This window comes from Duganella paludis, from assembly GCF_054461335.1.
In genome coordinates this window covers 659,883-681,151 of sequence record NZ_CM136922.1, presented here as the reverse complement: position 1 = coordinate 681,151, position 21,269 = coordinate 659,883, and the positions used below count along the sequence as shown (strand labels likewise).

The window sequence follows — 21,269 nt, the reverse complement described above, 5'->3', positions numbered from 1 at the left end:
CTCCAGGCTAACCTAAAAGGGCAATTGTGACAGCTTTGTGACGAATTTGGTATGGCACTAGATTGATACGCTCAGGGTTGATCGACAAACGGCCGGCAGTCGACCGGGATGTCGATCATGATGGTGGTGCCGGTTTCTACGGAGCTGTCGACGGTGACGCTGCCGCCGTGGCTTTCGGCCACGCTTTTCACGAAGGGCAGGCCGATGCCCCAGCCGCGCTTATCCTTGGCGCTGCCGTCGCGCCACAGGTATTCGAAGATCTGGCCGTAGTGTTCCGGGTTGATCGGATTGCCGGTGTTATGCACCGACATCAGCATGCGGCCGTGGGTTTCGCCGATCTTGATTTGCACGCCCTTGCCGTCGCCGTACTTGATGGCGTTGATGACCAGGTTTTCCAGCGCGCGGCGCAGGGAGTTTTCGCACCAGTAGCCGACCACCGGGCTGCCGATGACCGAGCACGCGGAGGCGTCGCTGACGCTGGTGTTTTCGCACACGTTGGCGGCCAGTTCCAAGGCGTCGAACTGCGACAGCAGCAGCGGCAGCTTTTCGCCGCGCCCGAGGCTCAGCGCGTCCAGCAGCTCTTCGATCATGCGGCCCAGGCGCTGGCTGTTGTCGAGGATCCGCTTGGCGATGGCCGGCGTGCGGTCGGCGCTGGCGCCAAGGGTAAGCAGGTGCGCCGAGCTGACCACCACCGACAGCGGATTGCGCATGTCGTGCGACAGCGAGGCGGCCATCTTGTTGCGGAACGAGTCGTGCATGGCCGTGAACTGGCGGATCGACTCGCGCACCGCGCTGTCGATCGAACTGTTGACGATGCCCCATTCGGCGCGACTCAGCGTCACGCCCTGTTCGTCGGCGATGCGCGAAAACGCATCGCGGAACAGCTGGTACTCGTGGATGATTTGCTCGGGCTCATAGGCAGTCATGCGGGCGCGCTCGTCGCCATGCGTGGCGGCGACGTTGTTGCTGCTGGTGGCCTCATCGCGTGGATGATTCGGCGTAAGCGCTTCGGCAATGTTGTCGTAAAAGATAGGCAGGGTATTGAGCAGCGTCGGGTGCAGGATGTGCTTGGCACCCTCGATCTGCGCGCGCACGTCGCGCTCCCAGGCGGCGAATACGGCCTCGCGCATGGCCAGCACTTGCCGCGACGTGGTCGACAGGCCGTTGTGATTCAACTTTTGATCCGACGCCAGCATGCTCGACCTTCCTCGAAGAGGTTGTACCTCTGATACCTCGTTCATGATACACAGAATGATCGCCCGACGCCCGCGAATCCGCGCCGCCTGTTGCGCCGGAAAAGCAAAAAGCCGTTGATTCCTTATCGAAATCAACGGCTTAGCGTATTCTGGTTGCGGGGACAGGATTTGAACCTGTGACCTTCGGGTTATGAGCCCGACGAGCTGCCAGACTGCTCCACCCCGCGTCTGAGGCCATAATTATATACAAGCCGATCGCATTGCGCAAGGGCTTATATTTTATTGCTTATATGGCAGCCAATTTCCACAGCGACGTCACCTCGGCGGCGCGGGCGGCGTGGAGGGGATCGGTGGCGTCGGCGGCGCGCGGGTGGGTCGGGCGCACGTCGATGCGGTCGACCACTTTCAGGCCGCCGGCGGCGATCCATTCGAGCAGCTGTTCACGCGGACGCAGACCCAGGTGTTCGGCCAGGTCGGACAGGATCAGCCAGCCTTCGCCGCCCGGCGTCAGGTGGTCCGACAGACCGGCCAGGAAGCCGCGCAGCATGCGGCTGTCCGGATCGTAGACCGCGTATTCGATCGGCGAGCTCGGACGCGCCGGCACCCACGGTGGATTACACACCACCAGTGGCGCGCGGCCTTCCGGGAACATGTCCAGCGCTTTCAGTTCGACCTTGTCGTCCACGTTCAGCAGCAGCAGGTTTTCGCGGGCGCAGCTCAGCGCGCGCGGGTCCTGGTCGGTGGCCACTACACGCGCCACGCCGCGCTTGGCCAGCACCGCCGACAGCACGCCGGTGCCGACGCCGATGTCGAACGCCAGCGCGGCGTTCTTCGGCAGCGGCGCCTCGGCCACCATTTGCACGTATTCGCCGCGCACGGGCGAGAACACGCCGTAGTGCGGATGAATGCGCGCGCCCAGCGCCGGGATCTCGACGCCGGTGCGACGCCATTCGTGCGCGCCGATCAGGCCAAGCAGTTCGCGCATCGAGGCGATGAACGGTTCTTCGTAGCGGCCGTAGGCTTCGTTGCAGGCCAGCTTCACGTCCGGCGCGCGGCGCAGCGGAATGGTGTAGTCGGCGTCGAAAGGAATCAGCAGCATGGCCAGCGTGCGGGCGCGCTGCGATTGGGCCTGGCGATGCAGGTGGAATGCTTCCGTCGGCGAGGCGGGCACTTTGGCCGGCTTGGCTTTCTTGGCCGGTTTGCCTTTGTGGTCCGCGCGGCGGGCCAGGGCTTGCAGCAGCTGGCGCGCGTTCTGGAAGTCGCCGCGCCACAGGAGGGCCGTGCCTTCGCAGGCCAGGCGGTAGGCGACATCGGCGTTGGTGCGGTCATCGGCGATGACGACGCGTTTCGGCGGCGGCATGCCGGCTTCCGAACGCCAGCGCGCGGTGTGCTGTTCGCCGTTTTCCTCCCAGTGGATTTGCATAGGGGCGGAGGCGGAGGAAGTTTGTACGGACATGTTGGGGCAATCGACAGGGAATAGGGACGCGCTACGCGAGGCCGCGTAGCGGAAAGTGTCGCTATTATACCGGGCGCCGGGGAGGCCGCCCCGGTGTGCTTAGGTCGATGCGGTTTCGGACGGCGACGCCGGCGCGTCGGCGGTGGTGTTGGCAGGCGCCGAGACTGCGCCGGGCTGCACGTCCAGCACGGACGGCTCGGTGGCCGCAGGCGCTGGTGCATCGGTGGCGCTGGCCGCTGCCTTGGCCTTGTCGGCTGCGGTCGGGGCGGCGTAGGTGTTGGCGTCCTTGCTGTCGACCAGGTTGAGAAGGCGCAGCGACAGGCTGCGCAGGGTGTTGCGGTCGATGCCGTCGCCGGTCTTGCGGTCGCTGTCGTTGCTGCTGGCGAGCGCGGTTTGCAGATCGCGGCCGATCAATTTGAACAGATCCGCCAGCGTGCCCGGGAAGTCGATGTTCGGCAGCTGCACGGTCGGCAGATCGTTGGTCGATGGTTGGTTGGCGTCCAGCTCCTGCGCTGGTTGCGGGTCCGCGCCGCTGCTGCGGCTGGCGGCGGCATCAAGGTCGTAGTTGTACTGGACTTCCACTTCAAAATCGAATTTGCGGCCGTCGGCGGTGGTGATGGTGCCCTTGCCGATGAAGTGCGAGCTGTCGGACAGGCTGAAGGCCGCCGCTTCGGAGACGCCGTTGGCGCCTTCGCTGCGCTGATAGCCGACGGCGTAGCTGGAGGAGGTTTCCAGGCTAGCCGAGTCGAAGTCGATCACCGCGCCCTTGGCGGCGTCGCCGAACAGCGCTTGCGTAAAGCTGCTGACGAAATCCTGCGCGAAATCCACCGTCGCGTTGCCGACCGAGGCGACGCGGCTTTCCAGATCCAGCGGGTTGCCGGATTTGACGGCCGGCGCAAGCCCCTGGGTTTTCTGCAAAGCCGAGGCTTTGCCGTCGGTAGGCTGGGCGCCGGTATATAAAGAAGGCCAGCGGCTGTTCAGATTCGAGATGGAGGACATGATGGATTCCGTTTTTGATGATACTTCTACAACTCTTTAACGGTATCCTATCCGATTACTTGAGGGCCAGGCGCAAATTAGTGGTGGTGGGTCCAGCCTTCCGGCGCGGCCAGGTAGGAGGCCACGGCGTCTTTCTGGCCGATGGCGTGGTGGCGCACTTCGCCGCACGCGCAAACGCCCAGGTAAGGCTGGATGTGCGAGCAGGCCGATACTTTTTGCAGGCGAACCTGAACGGCTTTGGCGCACTTGGCGCATTTGAAGGTGAGGGTGCGTGGTGCTTTTAACATGGTTGCTTGATAGTCTAAGGGCTGAAAAGTCGAAGGCGCGATTTTAACATTCAGGCGTAGAGATCCAGTGTCGGCGCGGCCGATGGTTCGGCGGTGTAGGCCCGCTGGGCGATTTCGGCGCGCGCCTGCGCCTCCATTTGCTGCGCCTGGGCCGCCACGGCGCGGTCCGGGCCCGATGGTTCGGCCGGCGCCAGCGCGGCGGCCTGAATGGTGCGGGCGCGTTGCACGGTTTCCTCGGGCGTGGCGCCGGGTGAGGTGTCGATGCCGACTTCGCCGCCGATGGCGTAGTTGATGCCGTTCGGGCCGCGCTGGTAGGTGTAGCTGGTGCCGGAAGTGGCCAAGCCGCCGGCGGCGGCCAGGTGGGCCTGTTCGTGCTGCCGGACTTCGAGGTCGCGCGCCTTGAGCTGGTCGATCATGGCCAGCGCTTCGGACGATAGCTGGGTGGACGAGGAAGGCGTGATGGCCGGCGTCGGCGCGGCCGAAGGCGTAGGCTGCCCCACCGGCGGCGTTTCGCGCGCCGGCGTCGGATTGATGGAACTCGGTGATATGGCGCCGATGCTCATGTTGTGCCTCGTGGGAGACTAAATCATAGCACCGGCGCGTTTTACATGACGCTGATTGTGCTGCGGCCGCCGGCGGACGGCTGCACCAGTATCCTGGCCGAGATCCGCTCTGTCATTTCCTGCACGTGGGAGATGACGCCGACCTTGCGGCCCATGGCTTGCAGGCCGTCCAGGGCGTCCATGGCCACGCGCAGGGTTTCGGCGTCCAGGCTGCCGAAGCCTTCGTCGATGAACAGCGATTCGACGCGCACGCGGTTGGACGACAGCGAGGCCAGGCCCAACGCCAGCGCCAGCGAGACCAAGAACGATTCGCCACCCGAGAGCGAGTGCACCGAGCGCATTTCGCCGCCCATGTCCAGGTCGCGCACCAGCAGGGCCAGCGAGGGGGCGCCGTTGTTCTGGATGCGTTCCAGCTGGTAGCGGCGCGACAGGTGGTTGAGGTGCGCGTTGGCGTAGCCGAGCAGCACGTCCAGCGTGAATTGCTGGGCGTAGTTGCGGAAGCGTTTGCCGTCGGCGGAACCGATCAGGTCATCCATGCGCGCCCAGCGTTGGGAGATGGTTTCCTGTTGCTCGATTTCGGCCAGCATGGCGTGCGAGCGGCGACGCTTGTCGTCGTCCTGCGCCAGCGCCAGGTGCAGCGCGGCGGCGTGGTCGCTGGCGGTTTTGCGTTCGGCCAGCAGGGCGTTCAGCGCGGTGGCGATGGCGGCGATGGCGACGGCCGTGGATGGCAGCGCAGTCGGCTCGGTCGGTTCTTCGGACCCTGCCGCGCCATCTGGCGCTTGCTGGTCCTGTTCTGCGGCGGACCAAAGGTCGGCGATGGCCGGTTCGGTGACCGTGGCCTTTGCGGCGGCAGCAGCGGCGCCATCGACGGGCGCCGTCGCTGCGGCATCCGCAGGCTGCGGCTCGGCGATGACGGAGGACCTGCGGGGCGGCGGGGCGGTGAGCTGGTGCTGTTCGCGCTGGCGTTGGCGTTCTTGCCGGACGGTGCTGGCCTGGTCGGCGGCGCGTGACAATGCTTGCAGCGCGCTGCGCTCGGCGTTGATGTCGTCGGCCGAATGGGCAAGTAGCGCGTGCAGTTGCGCCAGGTCGTGCAGGCCGGTGTCGGGCTGGCGCTGCTGGAATGCGGCCAGCCAATCGGCCAGGCGCGCCGCGGCGATGGCGGCGGCGCTTTGCAACGCCGCCTGCTGCTTGCCTGCTTGCGCCAATGCTTCGTCGTAGCGTACGCGGGCCTGCGCCGCTTGCTGGGCGGCGGTTTGCGCGGCCGCGTGGCGCAACTTGGCCGCGTCGATCGTCGCTTGCAGCGCGGCCTCCACATCACGCACCTCTTTGCCGCCCCACATGGACATGCGCTGGTCCTGGCTGGCCTTCAACGCGGCGTCCGCAATGGTGTAGGCATTGCGCGCGGCGAGGGCGTCCTGGCCGGTCTTGGCCAGCGCGTCGCCCAAGGCCTTCAGCTCCACGTCAAAGCCGGCCAACGCCGCAAGACGTTCATCATAAGCCGTGCGATGTGCCAGCCATTGCTTGCTTTCCGCTTGGCGCGCTTCGTAGAACCGCGCCGGCCCGGATTTCCAATCCTCTTTCCACTCCTCGCTCGGAATGTCGCCGCCGCTGAAAGCCGCGTCCAGATCGGATAGCAGGCCGCTCAGCGTCAGGGCGACTTCGATGCGCTGATCTTCCAGCGCCTTGTACTCTGCGCTCGATTGCACCAGCGCGGTGCGCGCGGACGAAGCCATAGTCTGAAGACGCGTGTGCTCGGCGGCCGCGCGATCGTAGGCCGTTTGCGCCTGATCGCGGGCGACGCGCGCAGCGTGCAGTGCGCGTTCCTGCTGTTCGATGGCTTGCAAGGCCTGTCCGGTTGCCGTCAGTTGAGCGATGAACCATTCCGTGCGTTCTGCTTCGGATGGCAGCGCGCCGTCGGCAGCCAGTGCGTGCGCGGACCATGCGGCGGCCACGCGCTCCAGCGACTGCTGCACCGCGCGCTGCTCTGCCGCGAGCACGTTGAGCTGTTCGGCGCTGGTTTGCGCCGTGGCGCGGTGTGCGGCCTGCTGGTTGACGTTGGCTTCCATCTGCTGGCGGCATTTCGCCACGTCGGAGCGGAATTCGCTCAGCATGTTTTGCAGGCTGTCGTCGTTGTGGCGGTATGGATGGTCCGGCGCGCCGCAAACCGGGCAGGGCGTGTCGTCCTCCAGCGTCTGGCGCAGCGATTCCACGCTGGCCGTGCATGCGGCTTCGGCCAGCTTGAGCGCGCGTTCGGCCTGCGAGAATGCCGCCATGATGGTCAGGCCTTCCTGCGACGATAGCGCCAGTTGCGCCTCGGCGGCGGCCATGGCCTGCCGCAGTTGCACGGACTTGGCTTCGATCTGGCCGTGGCGAGCCTGGCGCGATTCCAATTCCAGCCAGATCTTCTCGGCGCCGGCCAGCAGGTCGCGCCGTTGTTCGTGGCTGCTGCGGGACGATTGCAACTGCTCGGCCGAATAAGCCGCCATGGCTTGCGTGGCTTGCTGGCGCTGGAGGTCCAGCGATTGCAAGGCGGCGACTGCGGCGGCCAGCTTGGCGCTGGCGTCGGCTTCTTCGTCGCGATGCGCCTGAGCGTTGCGCTGCACGCGCGACAGCCCGGACGCCAGCCGCTCCGCATGCGCGGCTTGCTGGCCGGCCTGCACGAACAGCACGTCCCAGCGCTCCCATTGCAGCGCCAGCGCTTTCCAGTGTTTGTGCTGCTGCAGCCAGGCCACGCCGGCCTGTTGTTGCGCCGCCAGGCGGGCTTGCTCGCCCTGGCGTGCTTGCAGCGCGGCTTTGGCGCCGGAATCGGCCTGCTCGGCTTTCTCGCAAGCGGTGGCGGCCTGGCGATAGGCGGGCAGCATGGCTTCGATGCGCGCGTCCAGTGCCTTCGCCTGGTCCAGCTGCGGCGCGGCTGCGCGTTGCGCCGCCTCGGCTTCGTGCTGGCGGGCGGTCGATTGCGTGAGAATGGCGTTGGCCTGGTCCAGCGCTTGCGAGGCCTGCTGCATGTTCTGCGTGCTGGCGGCGATGGCTGCTTGCGTGCCAGCGACGTCGGCGTCGATGCGGCGTATGTCTTCTGCCAGCGGACGGGCGGGCTGCACGGCGTCGAGCAGGGCCAGCGCCGCATGGCGCGGTGCGGCTGCTTCCACGGCGGTTTGCGTTTCCAGCAGCGCGTGCTGCGCGGTCTGCTCTTCCTGCTGCAGCTTTTCCGCTTGCTGGTGCCATCGTAGTTCCTGTTCCAGTTCCGCCTTCTGCTGGTCCAGCGCTTGCAGTGCGATACCGGCATCGGCGCTTTTCGATTCGATCTCGGCGCGCTGTTCGGCGGTCAGCGGTCGCTGGTCGGCCAGGCGCAGATTCAGTTTTTGCAGCGCCGCTTGTTCCAGCTTGTTGCGCTCGAAGGCGCGTACTGAAATTTCGGAATAGATGGTGCTGCCGGTTAGTGTCTCCAGCAGCTCGCCGCGCTCGTTGTCCTCGGCTTTGAGGAAGGCCGAGAACTCGTTCTGCGCCAGCAGCACCGCACGTGTGAACTGCTCGAATGTCAGGCCGATGCGCTTTTCGATTTCCGCCTTGACCTCGGTCTTGGTGCCGCCGATGGCCTGCAACGCCGGCAGCAAATGCAGTTGCATGGTGGTCGGTTGCAGCGCGCCTTCGGCCTTGGTGCGCGCACGCCGCACGTTCCAGCGCGCGCGGTAGGAGGCGCCGTCGCTGCCGACGAAGTCCACTTCGGCGTAACCCTCGGCCGTGCCGCGTCGCAGCAGTGTGCGTGGATCTTGCGTGGAGACGGTCTCGTTGCCGACGTCTGCCAGCAGGCTGCGGCCGGCCACGCGCAGCAGGCGCGGGGTGGCGTCGTACAGGGCCAGGCACAGGGCATCGAGCAAGGTGCTCTTGCCGGCGCCGGTCGGGCCGCTGATGGCGAACAGGCCGGTCGACGCCAACGGCTCCGATTCGAAATTGACGCTGAATTCCTCTGCCAGCGAGGCCAGGTTCTTGCCGCTGATTTTCAGGATTCTCATGGCAGCATCAACTCCGCGAAGGCGCTCAGTTGATCGGCCGGCGCTTCATTGCCGAAGCGCTGCTGGTAGAGTTGCTTGAAGATGTCGTCGGGCTTGAGCTTTTCCAACTGGTCCAGCGTCAGCACTTCCTTGTCGATGGACGAGTCGCGCGCTGCGGTCGAGGTTTCGATTTTCGCCAGCCGCACCGGCTTGCCCTCCAGCGCCGCTTCGATGCGCGCGCGCAGGCCGGGTTCCGGCTGTTCCAGCAGCACGCGCACTTCCAGGTAGGGCTGTTGCTCGGCCGGCGCGTCCGGCGGCGACAGCGCGGCCAGTTCTTCCAGCACTTGCGGCAGCGGCGCCGGCTTGGATGGCACGCGCAACAGCTCCACCGCGCGCGGCACCGGCACCGGCGCGATCCCGCGCACGGTGGCGCCTTCAAGGTCGATGCGCAGGATCTGGTGCGCGTAATTCAGTTCCGCGAACGACAGCGGCAGCGGGCTACCGCAATAGCGGATGTGCTCCTGCTTGCCGACGCTTTGCGCCAGGTGCAAATGGCCAAGCGCGGCGTAGGCGATGGCTGGATCGAAGATCCCTGTGGGCAGCATCTCGGTGCCGCCGATGATGATGCGGCGTTCGGAATCGGTGGACATCTGGCCGTCCACCATGTGGCAATGGCCCATGGCGATGATGGCCTGGCCGTCCTGCTGTCTGCTTTTCGCCAGTTCAAACGCTTGCTGGTAGAGCAGGGCGATGCCGGCCAGGTAGGGATCGGCGGTGGGTGCGGCGGCCGGCGGAGGGCCGAGGTCCGGATCGTGGCGCTCCGGCGGCGCGATGCGCGGTACGTCGCCGGGACGCAGGAAAGGCACGGCCAGGCACCAGGCCTCCACCTCACCGCTGCGGCCCGTCAGCGGCAGCACCATCGATGCCACATCGATCTCACCGTCGGCATTGCGCTGCACGGCGCCGATCACGCGCGTGCCGTGCGCTTCCAGCAGCGGACCTGGCGCATCCAACCGGCCCGGCGAATCGTGGTTGCCGGCGATGATGATCAAATTCAGGTGCGGCGCGCGCTCCTTGGCCTGCCGCAGGAACCGGTACAACTGCTTTTGCGAGGCCGCCGAGGGATTGGCGTTGTCGTAAACATCGCCGGCGATCAGCAGCGCGTCGGCCTGTTCGGCGACGATGGCGTCCAGCAGCCAGTCGAGAAACCGCTGGTGCTCGTAGTGACGCTCAAAATTATGCAGGGATTGGCCGAGATGCCAGTCGGAGGTGTGCAGCAAACGCATGGGAAAAAAGTCGAAACGGCCGGAAAGCGCTCAATATAGCGCAAGCCGGCGCCCGCCGGTTTGATTTATGCCGCGCTTTGTGCGGCGATTTAGGCCGCATTACTGGCCGGCGGTACCAGCGCCGGCCCGGCGCGGAAGGTGTTGCGGCCGGCCTGCTTGGCCTCGTACAGCAGGATGTCGGCGCGGTTGAGCAGTTCGGCCGGGCTCATATCCTCGTTGCGGTAGAAGGTCAGGCCGATGCTGGTCGATATCGACACCACCGTGCCGTTCAAGTCGAACTCCCCCTGCATGGCGGCGACGATCTTGGCCGCCAGCGCGGACGCGTCGTCGATGCGGTGGATGCGCTCCATGACGATGGTGAATTCGTCGCCGCCCAGCCGCGCAATGGTGTCGCTGGCGCGCATGGTGTGGGTCAGGCGAGCCGAGAAGGCCTTCAGCAGCGCATCGCCGACGGCGTGGCCGAAGGTGTCGTTGACCGGCTTGAAGCGGTCGATATCCATGTACATCACCGCCATCAGGCTGTCGTTCGAGCGCGAGACGATCATGGCGTCATGCAGTTTTTGCAGGAAGCCGGCGCGGTTGGTCAGTCCGGTCAGCGCGTCCACCTGCGACAAGCGCAGTAACCGCTGTTTTTCGCGCTTCTGGGTGGTGATGTCTTGCCGCATGACGTGGAAGCCGATGACGTCCAGACCTTCTTCATCCATCTGCGGGATGTACACCACTTCATAGGTGCGGTCGAAGGCGCCGCTGCCGTCGTCCTCCTCGAAAGTCAGCGTTTCGCCGGACAGCGCGCGCAGCACGTAGGGTTCAAGGAAGGCGTAGCGCTCCTCGCCCATGGTGTCGCGGATGGTCCGGCCCAGCACCGCCGTGCCGGTGCGGTTGAATTCCCGCTCGTAGGCCACGTTGTGGAAGCGGTAGACCTGCTCGGCGTCGATGTAGGCCACCATGGCCGGCAGCGTGTCGGCGATGGTGCGCAGGCGGGCCTCGCTCTCGCGCAGCGCCATCACGGATTTGCGGACGTGGGTGATGTCGTCCACCGTGCCGACAAAGCCGTAGATCTTCCCGTCCACCACCATGGCGGCGATCTTGAACGAGACCCAGACGATCATGCCGTCCGGGTGCACGCAGCGCAGCGTGTCCTGATAGGGCGCGCGCGTGACGGCCATGTGGCTGAGCGCGGCCTTGAGCACGGCGCGGTCGTGCGGGTGGACCGCGCGCAGCCAGGCGTCGCCCAGCGCTTCCTCGCGCGTCAGGCCGGTGATCAGCTCAAAGGTGCGGTTGACGTAGGTGCAGTGGCCGGTGGCGTCGGCGCGCAGCAGGCCAAGCGGCGAGGCGTCGTTCACCGCCGCCAGCTCCGCCTGGTTCTGGCGCGCTGCCAGTTCGGTTTCCTTGCGCGAGGTGATGTCGCGCACGGTGATGGCCACGCCGTCGGTGATCGGCACGATCTGGTGGTGCAGCCAGTGCAGGTGGCGATTGGGCAGGAAGTCGACTTCAAATTCCTCCTCCAGCGGCTGGCGCGATTCCAGGACGTTGCGGTACTTGTCCATGAAGCCTTCGGTGTGCAGCGCCGGCATGACTTCGATCAGGCGCTTGCCCTTGATTTCTTCGCTGGTAAAACCGAGCAACTGCGCGCCGCGTTCATTCAGGTCGGCGATGGTGAAGTCGAGGATCTCGCGTCGCATGCCATTCATGCGACAAGCCTTGAACAGGAAAACCGAATCGAGGCTGGCGTCGGCGGCGGCGCGCAGCATCAGCTGGGCGTCGATCACCATGCGCGCGCTGCGCCGCAGGCGGTGCGCCTGCTGCATCAGCAGGCCGATGAACAGCAGCACCAGCAGCGAGGCGACCAGGTTGGCGCTGTAGTACACGAGGCGGCGGCGCTCGAAGCGCGCCATCGCCGCCGCCTCGGGAATGCCGACCACCGCCATCAGCAGGAAACGCGGCATCTCGGTGTAGCCGTAGATGCGCGCCGTGGCGTCGAAGGGGCGTTTGAGCAGCATCTCCTCGCCGCCCTGCATGCCGTTCTGGGCCACGCTGAAGTCGATGCTGTCGCTGATCATCACCTGGTCGTCGATGCGCGCGGTGGACATGCCGTTCTCGCGGCTGATCAGCATCACCGCGCCGCCCGGATCGACGTTCAGGCGGTCGTAATCCTCGACGAAATAAGTCGGGTCCATCATCACCAGCACGACCCCGGCGAAGCTGCCGTCGGCGTGATTGAGGCGGCGCGAAATCTGGATCTGCCATTTCTTGGTACGGCCGTCGACCACCGGCGTCGACACCTGTGCGGTATCGGCGGCGTTGGCGATGTGGCCGCTGAAGAAGGCGGTGTCCTTGAGGTCGGGCGCGAAGTAGCCGTGCATGCTGTCGACCACGCGGCCCTCGTGGTTCAGCAGCGCCATCGGCAGATCGAGCTTGGTCGGCAGCAGCGAGTCGAGCAGGCCGTTCTTGCGGGCGAATTCGGCCAGCCGCAGCTGGCCGCCGGTTTCCTCGTATTTGAGCTTGAACAGCTGGGTGGCGTGGTCGGTCTGGCGCAGCAGGTGGTTGGTGTGCTCGGCCAGCGTGCGCGCCAGCGACTGGCTGTGCAGGACCGCCTCGTGGCGCGCGGTGATTTCCTCCTGTCGCACCTGGTAAGTCAGCGCCGCCCACATGAAGGCCAGCAGCACGACGCCGAAGGCGGGCAGCAGGATGGCGCGGTACAGGCGGCGTAGAAAATCGAACATCGGAACACGGTCCTCTTCGGTGGTCGGAAGGCGCTGCGTTTATTCTGCCCGGAAATACCGCTTTTGGCATGCAAGGGCCAAAAAAATATTCCAATCCGTTCACAGGCAATGTTGATTTCTTTATTAGAATAGCGGCATGACCGAACCGATATTGAGCTTGTCCGCCGCCCGGGCGCTGCATCTGGCGGCGCAGGGCCTGCTGCAGCCGCGCCGCCGCAAGGCGCGCCAGGAGGATCTGCTGGCGGCGATCCGCCAGATGGGCGTGCTGCAGATCGACACCATCCACGTGGTGGCGCGCAGCCCCTATCTGGTGTTGTGGAGCCGCCTGGGCGACTATCCGCAGCCATGGCTGGAGCAGGCGTTGGCCGGCGGCGCATTGTTCGAATACTGGGCGCACGAGGCCTGTTTCGTGCCGGTCGAGGACTACGGCTTGTACCGGCACCGCATGCTGGAGCCGGAAACCATGGGCTGGAAGTATTCGGCGACCTGGATGAGCGAGCGCCGCGCCGAGGTGGACGCGGTGCTGGAACATATCCGCAACCACGGGCCGACGCGCTCCTCGGACTTCGAACGCACCGACGGTCAGGGCGGCGGCTGGTGGAGCTGGAAGCCGGAGAAGCGCTCGCTGGAGGTGCTGTTCACCACCGGCGCGCTGATGATCAGCGCCCGCCACAATTTCCAACGCATCTACGACTTGGCCGAACGCGTGCTGCCGCACTGGGACGACAGCCAGTTGCGCAGCAAGGAAGCGGTGCAGCGCGAGCTGGTGCTGAAAGCCGTCAAGGCCATGGGCTGCGCCCGCGCGCCGTGGATCAGCGACTACTTCCGCACCCGGCCGCCGCGCCTCGATCCGGCGGAGCTGGTGGAGCAGGGCGCTTTGCTGCGCGCCTGGGTCGACGACTGGGACGACCCGATCTACGTCCATCCCGACCATGCGCAGTTGCTGGCCGACGCCGATGCCGGCGCGCTGGCGCCGACGCTCACCACCATCCTGTCGCCGTTCGATCCGGTGGTGTGGGACCGCCGCCGCGCGCAGGAACTGTTCGATTTCGACTACCGGCTGGAATGCTACACCCCGGCCGACAAGCGCAAATACGGCTACTTCACTTTGCCGATCCTGCGCCGTGGCGCGCTGGTTGGCCGGCTGGACGCCAAGGCGCACCGGCGCGAGGGCCTGTTCGAGGTGAAGTCGCTGGTGCTGGAGCCGTCCGCGCGCGTCAGCGAGCGCTTCACGCGTGACGTCGCCGGCGCCTTGCAGCGGCTGGCCGATTGGCATGGCTGCCCGCGCATCCAGATCACCCAGGCGACGCCGGCAAACTTCGGCGCGCTATTGGACACGCTCTTACAACAGGAAACCGCATGACCTTGCCCGCCGCCCCCGCCAGCCTGCTGGCCGCAGACGGACAACCGCTGTTCGGACGCTACGCCGGCCAGGTCGGCAATATCGACTGGAGCCAGCTGGCCAAGCCCTTCGCCCGCAATCCGCTGTGGCGGCGTTTCCACCACAAGCGCTGGCACTACGTGGCACTGTGCACGGAGCAGGTGTTCTGCGCGGTCGCCATCGTTGACCTGGGCTGGATCAGCACCGCCTTCGCCTACGCCTTCGACCGCCGCGACGGCGACATGCTGGCCAATTTTTCGCAGGACGGCTTGCCGCTGGTGTCGGCCAAGCTGGCCAACCACGCGGGCGGGTCGAGCCGCTTCAAGGCCAAGGGCGCGCACATCGCCATCGACGCCAATGGCGACGGCAGCTATCGCTTGACGCTGGAATGCGACTACCTGGAGATCGACGCCAGCTTCGGTCCCGGCCCATCGCCGCTGCTGCTGGCCTCCGGCCCGATCGACAAAGGCTCGGTGCACGCCACCCAGAAGTCGTCGGCCATGCCGCTGAGCGGCGAAGTGCGGACCTGGCGCGAAGACTACAAGCTCGATGGCGGCGTGGCCAGCTTCGACTATTCCAACGGCCTGTTGGCGCGCAACACGGCCTGGCGCTGGGCCTCGGCGCACAATATGGAGCTGGGCTTCAATCTGCAAGCCGGCTATTTCGGCGCGAATGAAAACGCGCTGTGGCTGGACGGCGACTTGATTGCGCTGGCCCCGGCCCACTTCCTGTACGATAAAAAGGACGCGCTGTCGCAGTGGCATATTTTCACCGAAGACGATATGCTGGACCTGATCTTCACGCCGGAAGGCGCGCGCCGCGACAACAAGAAAATGGTGGTGGCGGCCAGCCGCTACCTGCAACCGATCGGCACTTTCAGTGGCTGGGTGCGCGCTGCGCCGGACCAGCCCAAACGCATGGTCACGCAGCTGATGGGCGTGACCGAAGACCATTCCTCCCGCTGGTAGTAGCCCTGGGCAAATGAGCATATGAGCATCCGCAATCTCGACCGTCTGTTCCAACCGCGCTCGGTGGCCGTGATCGGCGCGTCGGACAATCCGCAGCGCATCGGCACGCGGGTGCTGGCCAATCTGCTGGACGGCGAATTCACGCGCGGCGGCGGCCAGCTGTGGCCGGTCAATCCCAAGCATGACAGCTTGCGCGGCCTGCCGTGCTACGCCCGCGTGGGCGGCTTGCCGGCGGCGGCCGACCTAGCCATCATCTGCACGCCGCCGGCCACGGTGGCGGGCCTGATCAATGAATTGGGCCAGAACGGCACCCGGGCCGCCATCGTGATGACGGCCGATCCCGCCCACGGCGGCGGGCGCGGCCTGCGCGAGCCGATGCTGCAGGCGGCCAAGCCGCATCTGCTGCGCATCCTCGGTCCGGGCAGCGTCGGCCTGCAGTCGCCGGCGCTGGGTTTGAACGCCAGCTTCACGCAGATGGCGGCCGGCGCCGGCAAGCTGGCTTTCGTCTCGCAATCCGGCGCGCTGGCGACGGCGGTGCTGGATTGGGCGGGACAGCGCGGCATCGGCTTCTCGCGCTTTGTCGCCATGGGCGACGGCGTGGACGTGGACTTCGGCGACCTGCTCGACTATCTGGCGGCCGATGCCGCCACCGAGGCAATCCTGCTCTGCATCGAAAAGCTCAGCAGCGCGCGCAAGTTCATGTCGGCGGGGCGGCTGGCGGCGCGCGGCAAGCCGGTCATCGTGTTGAAAGTCGGGCGCGACGCGGCGCCCGGCGCCGACCTGGTGTTCGATGCCGCGATCCGCCGCGCCGGCATGCTGCGCGTGTATTCCACCGAAGATCTGTTCGACGCCGTGGAAACGCTGGCGCGGCGCCGCCCGCAACGCGGTGAGCGGCTGGCCGTGCTGACCAACGGCGGCGGCTTGGGCCTGATCGCCGCCGATGCGCTGGCATGCAGCGGCGCGCAACTGGCGCCGCTCTCACCCGAAACGCTGAAGCGGCTGGCGCAGGCTGGTGCGCCGCCAACCAATCCGCTCGACTTTTTGGCCGACGTGCCGGTCGAGCATTACACCGGCGCGGTGGAAGCGCTGCTGCGCGAGCCGCAGGCCGATGCGCTGCTGTTCCTGCACGCGCCGACGGCCATGGTGGCGAGCGACCTGATCGCCGCCGCCGTCGCGCCGCTGATGCAGGCCGCTAATAAGAACGTGCTGTCCTGCTGGCTGGGCGGCGGCTCGGTGGCACAGGCGCGGAAGGTGTTTGCCAACGCCGGCTTGCCGACCTACGACACGCCGGAAAAAGCCGTCAATGGTTTCCTGCAGATCGCCCAGTACCGCCGCAACCAGGAACTGCTGATGGAAGTGCCGACCGGCGTGCCTGCCACCGGCGCCGGCGAACGCGCGGCCGCGCGGGCGTTGGTGAAGGCCGCGCTCGACGCCGGCCGCAGCGACCTGTCCGACACCGACGCGCGCGCCTTGATGGCGGCCTACGGCCTGGCGCTGGCGACGCCGCAGCAGGCCGCGCTGACCGGCGCCACGCTGGCGGCGGCGCGCATCCAGATCAGTCACGATCCGGTGTTCGGGCCGGTGGTGTTCTTCGGCCAGGGCGGCATCGCCGCCGACGTGGCGGCCGATCGCGCTGCCGGTCTGCCGCCGCTGAACATGGCGCTGGCGCGCGACATGGTGAGCCGAACGCGCGTCTCGCGCCTGCTGGCGCAGAGCCAGACGCCGGCCGACGCCGAAGCGCTGATCCGCACGCTGGTGCAGGTGGCTGACATGGTGGCCGACCTGCCGGAACTGACCGAGCTCGATCTCAATCCGCTGCTGACCATAGGCGGCAGCACGGTGGCGCTGGGGGCGCGCATGCAGCTGGCCAAGGCGCGTGCACAGCATCGACGTGGCGCCGAACTGGCGATCCGCCCGTACCCGCAGGAACTGGAAGAGCGGGTCGATTGGGGCGGTGGCCAGATCCTGCTGCGCCCGATCCGGCCGGAGGATGGCGCGCAGCACCAGGTGTTCTTCAGTGCACTGGATGCGGACGATATCCGCCTGCGCTTTTTCTCGGCCATGCGCGAGCTGCCGCCGGCCCAGCTGGCGCGGTTGACGCAAATTGATTACGACCGCGCGATGGCCTTCATTGCCACGCGTCCCGACGCCGACGGCCAGCCGGAGACGCTGGGCGTGGTGCGCGCCGTGCTTGATCCCGACAATCAGTCTGCTGAATTTGCCATCATCGTGCGTTCCGATTTGAAAGGACGCGGACTCGGCTATATTTTGTTCCAAAAACTGGTTGATTATTTCCGCGCGCGCGGCACGCGCGAGATCGTCGGCGACGCCTTGTCGGAGAACACCGGCGTGCAAAAACTCATCCGCCACTTCGGCGGCGTGGTATTGCCGCATCCTGAAGCAGGAATGGTGCGTTTACAACTGCCTTTGCGATAGCATTCGCGTTAAGCTTGCTATATATTCGAAGCTTAAGAGACAACAGCGGGTTTGTGCTACATCAAAGAGACGCTGTCGGAAATCTTTACACTTTTACTTCCACCCACAAGTCATGGGAGTCAGAAGAATGTTGACTGCTACATATACTCTGGTCGCACTATCCGTCGAACAGGCCAGCGTTCGCGTGAGTCTGCTATCGTTTCAGAAGTATATGCGCAGCACGCTCATGCAGCAGAACCGCATGACCTTGTCGCAACTTGAGTATGCGTGCGAAAACCTCAACACCCTGTATCAGGCCTGCCATTGGCGCAAGACCGAGATGTATCTGATCCCGGCGCTGCGCGACGCCACCGAGCGCGCCGATCACCTGCTTGACGAACTCAACCGCCTGAACCAGTCGGCGCTGCTGTCGATCCGCATGCTGCAGGAAAAGCTGGGCGCGCTGGCCGATGTGCGCGACGAGCAGGTCAGCGAAGTGTGCGACAGCATCGACACCTTCTGCACCGCGCTGCTCAAGCGCCTGGAAAAAGAAGAGCAGGAATTGTTTGCGCTGGCGCGCAACGCCATCGCCGGCGAAACCTGGTTTGCCATCGCCAACCAGTTGATGATGCACGATAAACATCTCGATGAAATGAAACGCTCCGGCCTGCCGCCCGCCGAAGCGGCGCAAGTGACGGCGCGTCGCCGCGCGTTGCCCGGGACGGAAATGGACGACGGCCAGATCTCGATTCCCGGCCTGGCGGTATTGCCCATCGTTACGCTGGACGACCTGCCGGAGCAGCCGGTACGCCGGGCTGTGCGGCAGGCGTCGAGCGACGATGTCACCATGAAGTAACCACCCCATAGCGCACTCGCAGGGCAAATCCCTCCCGCTTTGCTATGATGGTGGTTTTACCCCATCACCATAGCGCACCATGTTCGATTTCATCTTTAAGCGTGCCACCGAAACTTCGGCCATTCCTTCCTCGCCAGCGGCTGTGCCGGCGCAGGACGCGGCCGCCTCCGCCACCGCCGGGCGCCGGGACGAGCAGGCGCAGCGCGCCGCCGCCCTCAACGGCGATGAGGCGGCCGCCGTGTCCCTGATCCTGGAGAGTGAATTTGCCAGCGTGCGCCAGGCCGCCGCCGAGCACGTGCACACGCCCGCCGCGCTGGAGCAGGTGATGCTGGCGGTTCGCAACTCCGACCGTCGCGTCGCCAAGCTGATGCAGGGCCGCCTGGACGCGATCCGCTACCAGCAGGCCGAGCATCAAAAGGCCCAGGCATGTCTGGATCTGGCGCAACGTTTGTTGCAGGACGAGAAGTTGACGCCGAACCAGGTGGCCGAGTTGGATCGTCAATGGCAGATCGTTTCCGATGTGCCGGCGCTGGCGGAGGCCTACACCTCGGCGCGCGCGGCGTTGGCGGCACGGCTGGAAACGCAGGTGAACTTGCAGCGCAAGATCATCGATGCCATGGCGGCCGTGCGCAAGCTGCCGCAGGCTGGTTTGCCGGCGGAGGAGGCCTTGTCGGCGCTGGAGGGCTACGCCGCCGAGCAAAGCGTCTACCAGGAAGCACCGGAGCACAATGCATTGCCGCGCCACTTGCTGAGCGACTACGCCCAAGCGGTCGAGCAGGCGCGCGCCGCGTTGGCGAAGCCGGTCAAGCCGGCCGCCGCCGAGCTGGTTCCAGCCCCGGCAGCGGCATCCGCATCGGGCGCATTGCGCACCGCGTCGCCTGCCGCCGCCGGAACCGCCGCCGCTGACGCCTCCGGCGCCGCAACCGTGTCCGGCGCCTCGGACGACGTTGGCGACGCCGTGACGGATGATGCCTCGACAGCCGCGCCTGGCGCCGCTGCGCCGGCCAAGCCGCCTAAACAGCCCAAGCCTGCGCCTAAAGAAACCGACAAGAAATTCCTGGAAACGCTGGACGCCCTGGAAGCCGCCCTGGAACACGGCCAACTGCACATCGCCGCCGAGCACGACAAATGGCTGCGCGAGCACAAAACCCGCCTGAGCCACGCCCAGACCGAACACCTGAACCACGTGCGCGCCGAACTGAAGCGCCTAGGCGACTGGGCGCGCTGGGGCGGCAACGTCTCGCGCGAGGAACTGGTCAAGGCCGTTGAGGAACTGCCGGCCCAGAAACTGGCCATGAGTGAGCTGGCCAAGAAAGTCGGCAGCATGCGCGACCGCTGGAAGCAGTTGGACGCCGTCTCCGGCCACGCGCCGAAAAGCCTGTGGGAACGCTTCGATACCGCCTGCACCAACGCCTACGCGCCGGCCGCCGCCCACTTCAAGCAACTGGCCGACGAACGTCACGCCAACGCCGCCAAGGCGCAGGCCCTGATTGAAGAAACCCAGGCCCTGGCCGCCTCGGTCGCCAGCGGCGCCGACCTGAAAAACGTCGCCGCCGCCGGCCAGCGCCTGCGCCAGATGTGGGGCCGCCTGGGCACCATCGACCGCAAGGAAAAGCGCAAGCTCGACCAAACCTTCGACAAGGTGCTGGCCAATATGCTGGCGCCGCTGTCCGAACAGCGCAAGATCGAAGCGGCCAAGCGCGAAGAACTGATCGCCGAAGCCGAAGCGCTGGAGCCGTCCGACCGCCACACGCTGGACAAGGTGCGCCGCTTGCAGGAACGCTGGCAGGAGCACGCCAAGGCGCTGCCACTGGACCGCAAGATCGAGCAGGCGCTGTGGCAGCGTTTCCGCGCCGCCTGTGACGCCATCTTCGCCAAGCGCAAGGAAAGCGCCCACGCGGCCGATCACGAGCGCAAAGCCCACCTGCACGCACGTGAAGCGATCTGCAAGGAACTGGAGGACGCCACCTTCAGCGGCGAGGACAAGGCCCAGCTAGCCGCCATCGCCAAGGCATTGAAAGATGCGGCAACCGCCTGGCACGCCACCGGTGTGGTGCCGCGCGCGGCCGAGGCGCGCATCGGCCAGCGTTATCACAACGCCGTCGGCAAGGTGCAGGCGCAGGCCGACGCCATCAAGCGCCGGGCGGGCGCCGCCCAGGCCAATGCGCTGCGCGACAAGTTGCGCCTGTGCCAGGGCTTGGAAAACGCGATCGCCAATGAAGGCGAGGTCATCGACGCCGCCGAGTGGCTGGCCAAGTGGGCGGCGTTGCCGTCGCTGGGCAACGACTACGAACGCGCGCTGGCCGGCCGCTTCAACGCCGCCGTTGCCGCCATCGACGGCAAACGTGCCGCCTACGCCCAGGAACTGGAGCGCAACCGCGCCAAGCTGCTGGACGAAGTGCTGCGTTTGGAAATCGTGGCTGGCGTCGACAGTGGCGCGGAATTCGCGCGCGAACGCCTGAAGATGCAAGTGGAAGTGCTGCAATCGTCGCTGAAATCGGGCCAGAAGCCGCAGTCCGCCTCGGCCGCCTACCTGCAACTGTGCACGATGCCGGCCCTGGCCGATGCCCGCACGGCCAGCCGCATCGAGCAACTGTTTCGCCGCATCGGCGGGGCGGAGCGCGCATGAGCTTGAGCGAAGTCCGTATCCAGACCGAAGATTTCGATCTGACCACGGAAATCGCCCGGCTGCGCGCCGACCATCCCAAGGTCGGCGGCGTAGTCAGCTTTGTCGGCACGGTGCGCGACCTGAACGAGGGCGCGGCCGTCTCGGCCATGGAACTGGAGCACTATCCCGGCATGACCGAGCGGTCGATCAGCGACGTGATCGACCGCGCCAAACAGCGCTGGCCCATCATTAGCGCGCTGGTGATCCACCGCGTGGGGCCGTTGCTGCCCAAGGACCAGATCGTACTGGTGGCCGTCACTTCGGCCCACCGGGGCGAAGCCTTCGCCGCCAGCGAGTTCATTATTGACTATTTGAAAACCGAAGCGCCGTTCTGGAAAAAAGAGCAAACGCCCGACGGCGCGCGCTGGGTCGACGCCCGCGTCAGCGACGACGCCGCCCTGAACAAATGGTTGGCTTAGCTCCTTGAAAACGCATCGCATATCCCTATGTATGCGATAAGTTAAATATATCGGAGCAACACC

The 21,269-nt window shown here is 66.1% G+C and carries 14 protein-coding genes and 1 tRNA gene; 6 read left to right on the top strand and 9 right to left on the bottom strand.

Annotation, left to right across the window (positions count from 1 at the left end; translation table 11 throughout):
- Nucleotides 1-71: 71 nt before the first annotated feature.
- From ACXZ1M_RS03010 to ACXZ1M_RS02970, 9 genes are all read right to left on the bottom strand, one after another.
- Nucleotides 72-1,196 (bottom strand): sensor histidine kinase, encoded by a 1,125-nt coding sequence (locus tag ACXZ1M_RS03010; RefSeq protein ID WP_459051745.1) that lies wholly within the window; start codon nucleotides 1,194-1,196, stop codon nucleotides 72-74.
- Nucleotides 1,197-1,346: 150 nt separating this feature from the next.
- Nucleotides 1,347-1,423, bottom strand: a tRNA-Met gene (locus ACXZ1M_RS03005).
- Nucleotides 1,424-1,482: 59 nt separating this feature from the next.
- Nucleotides 1,483-2,652 carry a methyltransferase gene (locus ACXZ1M_RS03000; RefSeq protein WP_459051744.1) on the bottom strand — a complete coding sequence of 390 codons (1,170 nt, stop codon included), beginning with the start codon at nucleotides 2,650-2,652 and terminating at the stop codon, nucleotides 1,483-1,485.
- A 99-nt stretch (nucleotides 2,653-2,751) separates the two neighbouring features.
- Complete coding sequence (locus tag ACXZ1M_RS02995) at nucleotides 2,752-3,651, bottom strand: hypothetical protein (protein ID WP_459051743.1); 900 nt, start codon at nucleotides 3,649-3,651, stop codon at nucleotides 2,752-2,754.
- A gap of 77 nt (nucleotides 3,652-3,728) precedes the next feature.
- Nucleotides 3,729-3,938, bottom strand: a complete 210-nt coding sequence (locus tag ACXZ1M_RS02990) for a hypothetical protein (protein WP_092272855.1) — start codon at nucleotides 3,936-3,938, stop codon at nucleotides 3,729-3,731.
- A gap of 50 nt (nucleotides 3,939-3,988) precedes the next feature.
- Entirely contained in the window at nucleotides 3,989-4,501 is a 513-nt protein-coding gene (locus ACXZ1M_RS02985) for a putative metalloprotease CJM1_0395 family protein (protein WP_459051742.1), read from the bottom strand.
- 41 nt (nucleotides 4,502-4,542) lie between these two features.
- Entirely contained in the window at nucleotides 4,543-8,511 is a 3,969-nt protein-coding gene (locus ACXZ1M_RS02980; RefSeq protein WP_459051741.1) for an AAA family ATPase, read from the bottom strand.
- Nucleotides 8,508-9,776: an exonuclease SbcCD subunit D C-terminal domain-containing protein gene (locus tag ACXZ1M_RS02975; RefSeq protein WP_459051740.1), complete on the bottom strand. Its 1,269-nt coding sequence runs from the start codon at nucleotides 9,774-9,776 to the stop codon at nucleotides 8,508-8,510. Before ACXZ1M_RS02975 ends, ACXZ1M_RS02980 begins: the two co-directional genes overlap by 4 nt.
- A gap of 89 nt (nucleotides 9,777-9,865) precedes the next feature.
- Nucleotides 9,866-12,499 (bottom strand): sensor domain-containing diguanylate cyclase, encoded by a 2,634-nt coding sequence (locus ACXZ1M_RS02970; RefSeq protein WP_459051739.1) that lies wholly within the window; start codon nucleotides 12,497-12,499, stop codon nucleotides 9,866-9,868.
- A gap of 136 nt (nucleotides 12,500-12,635) precedes the next feature.
- Here ACXZ1M_RS02970 and ACXZ1M_RS02965 point away from each other — a divergent pair, with 136 nt between their 5' ends.
- The 6 genes from ACXZ1M_RS02965 (at nucleotide 12,636) to moaE (ending at nucleotide 21,206) form a co-directional block, all read left to right on the top strand.
- The gene (locus tag ACXZ1M_RS02965; protein ID WP_459051738.1) at nucleotides 12,636-13,862 is read left to right on the top strand and encodes a winged helix-turn-helix domain-containing protein; all 1,227 of its coding nucleotides are present in this window, start codon (nucleotides 12,636-12,638) and stop codon (nucleotides 13,860-13,862) included.
- On the top strand, nucleotides 13,859-14,848 hold the full coding sequence (locus ACXZ1M_RS02960) for a DUF2804 domain-containing protein (protein ID WP_459051737.1): 990 nt from the start codon (nucleotides 13,859-13,861) through the stop codon (nucleotides 14,846-14,848). Before ACXZ1M_RS02965 ends, ACXZ1M_RS02960 begins: the two co-directional genes overlap by 4 nt.
- A gap of 21 nt (nucleotides 14,849-14,869) precedes the next feature.
- Nucleotides 14,870-17,284, top strand: a complete 2,415-nt coding sequence (locus tag ACXZ1M_RS02955) for a bifunctional acetate--CoA ligase family protein/GNAT family N-acetyltransferase (protein WP_459051736.1) — start codon at nucleotides 14,870-14,872, stop codon at nucleotides 17,282-17,284.
- 211 nt (nucleotides 17,285-17,495) lie between these two features.
- Nucleotides 17,496-18,119, top strand: coding sequence for a hypothetical protein (locus ACXZ1M_RS02950; RefSeq protein WP_459051735.1), 624 nt, complete (start codon nucleotides 17,496-17,498; stop codon nucleotides 18,117-18,119).
- Nucleotides 18,120-18,198: 79 nt separating this feature from the next.
- On the top strand, nucleotides 18,199-20,748 hold the full coding sequence (locus tag ACXZ1M_RS02945; protein WP_459051734.1) for a DUF349 domain-containing protein: 2,550 nt from the start codon (nucleotides 18,199-18,201) through the stop codon (nucleotides 20,746-20,748).
- Nucleotides 20,745-21,206 carry a molybdopterin synthase catalytic subunit MoaE gene (gene moaE / locus ACXZ1M_RS02940; protein ID WP_459051733.1) on the top strand — a complete coding sequence of 154 codons (462 nt, stop codon included), beginning with the start codon at nucleotides 20,745-20,747 and terminating at the stop codon, nucleotides 21,204-21,206. Before ACXZ1M_RS02945 ends, moaE begins: the two co-directional genes overlap by 4 nt.
- Nucleotides 21,207-21,269 lie beyond the last annotated feature (63 nt).

Coding starts and splice junctions, on each gene's coding strand:
- ACXZ1M_RS02960 (WP_459051737.1), top strand. CDS start 13,859: ATGACCTTGCCCGCCGCCCCCGCCAGCCTGCTGGCCGCAGACGGACAA.
- ACXZ1M_RS03010 (WP_459051745.1), bottom strand. CDS start 1,196: ATGCTGGCGTCGGATCAAAAGTTGAATCACAACGGCCTGTCGACCACG.
- ACXZ1M_RS02985 (WP_459051742.1), bottom strand. CDS start 4,501: ATGAGCATCGGCGCCATATCACCGAGTTCCATCAATCCGACGCCGGCG.
- ACXZ1M_RS02975 (WP_459051740.1), bottom strand. CDS start 9,776: ATGCGTTTGCTGCACACCTCCGACTGGCATCTCGGCCAATCCCTGCAT.
- ACXZ1M_RS02970 (WP_459051739.1), bottom strand. CDS start 12,499: ATGTTCGATTTTCTACGCCGCCTGTACCGCGCCATCCTGCTGCCCGCC.
- moaE (WP_459051733.1), top strand. CDS start 20,745: ATGAGCTTGAGCGAAGTCCGTATCCAGACCGAAGATTTCGATCTGACC.
- ACXZ1M_RS02945 (WP_459051734.1), top strand. CDS start 18,199: ATGTTCGATTTCATCTTTAAGCGTGCCACCGAAACTTCGGCCATTCCT.
- ACXZ1M_RS02950 (WP_459051735.1), top strand. CDS start 17,496: ATGCGCAGCACGCTCATGCAGCAGAACCGCATGACCTTGTCGCAACTT.
- ACXZ1M_RS03000 (WP_459051744.1), bottom strand. CDS start 2,652: ATGTCCGTACAAACTTCCTCCGCCTCCGCCCCTATGCAAATCCACTGG.
- ACXZ1M_RS02980 (WP_459051741.1), bottom strand. CDS start 8,511: ATGAGAATCCTGAAAATCAGCGGCAAGAACCTGGCCTCGCTGGCAGAG.
- ACXZ1M_RS02995 (WP_459051743.1), bottom strand. CDS start 3,651: ATGTCCTCCATCTCGAATCTGAACAGCCGCTGGCCTTCTTTATATACC.
- ACXZ1M_RS02965 (WP_459051738.1), top strand. CDS start 12,636: ATGACCGAACCGATATTGAGCTTGTCCGCCGCCCGGGCGCTGCATCTG.
- ACXZ1M_RS02990 (WP_092272855.1), bottom strand. CDS start 3,938: ATGTTAAAAGCACCACGCACCCTCACCTTCAAATGCGCCAAGTGCGCC.
- ACXZ1M_RS02955 (WP_459051736.1), top strand. CDS start 14,870: ATGAGCATCCGCAATCTCGACCGTCTGTTCCAACCGCGCTCGGTGGCC.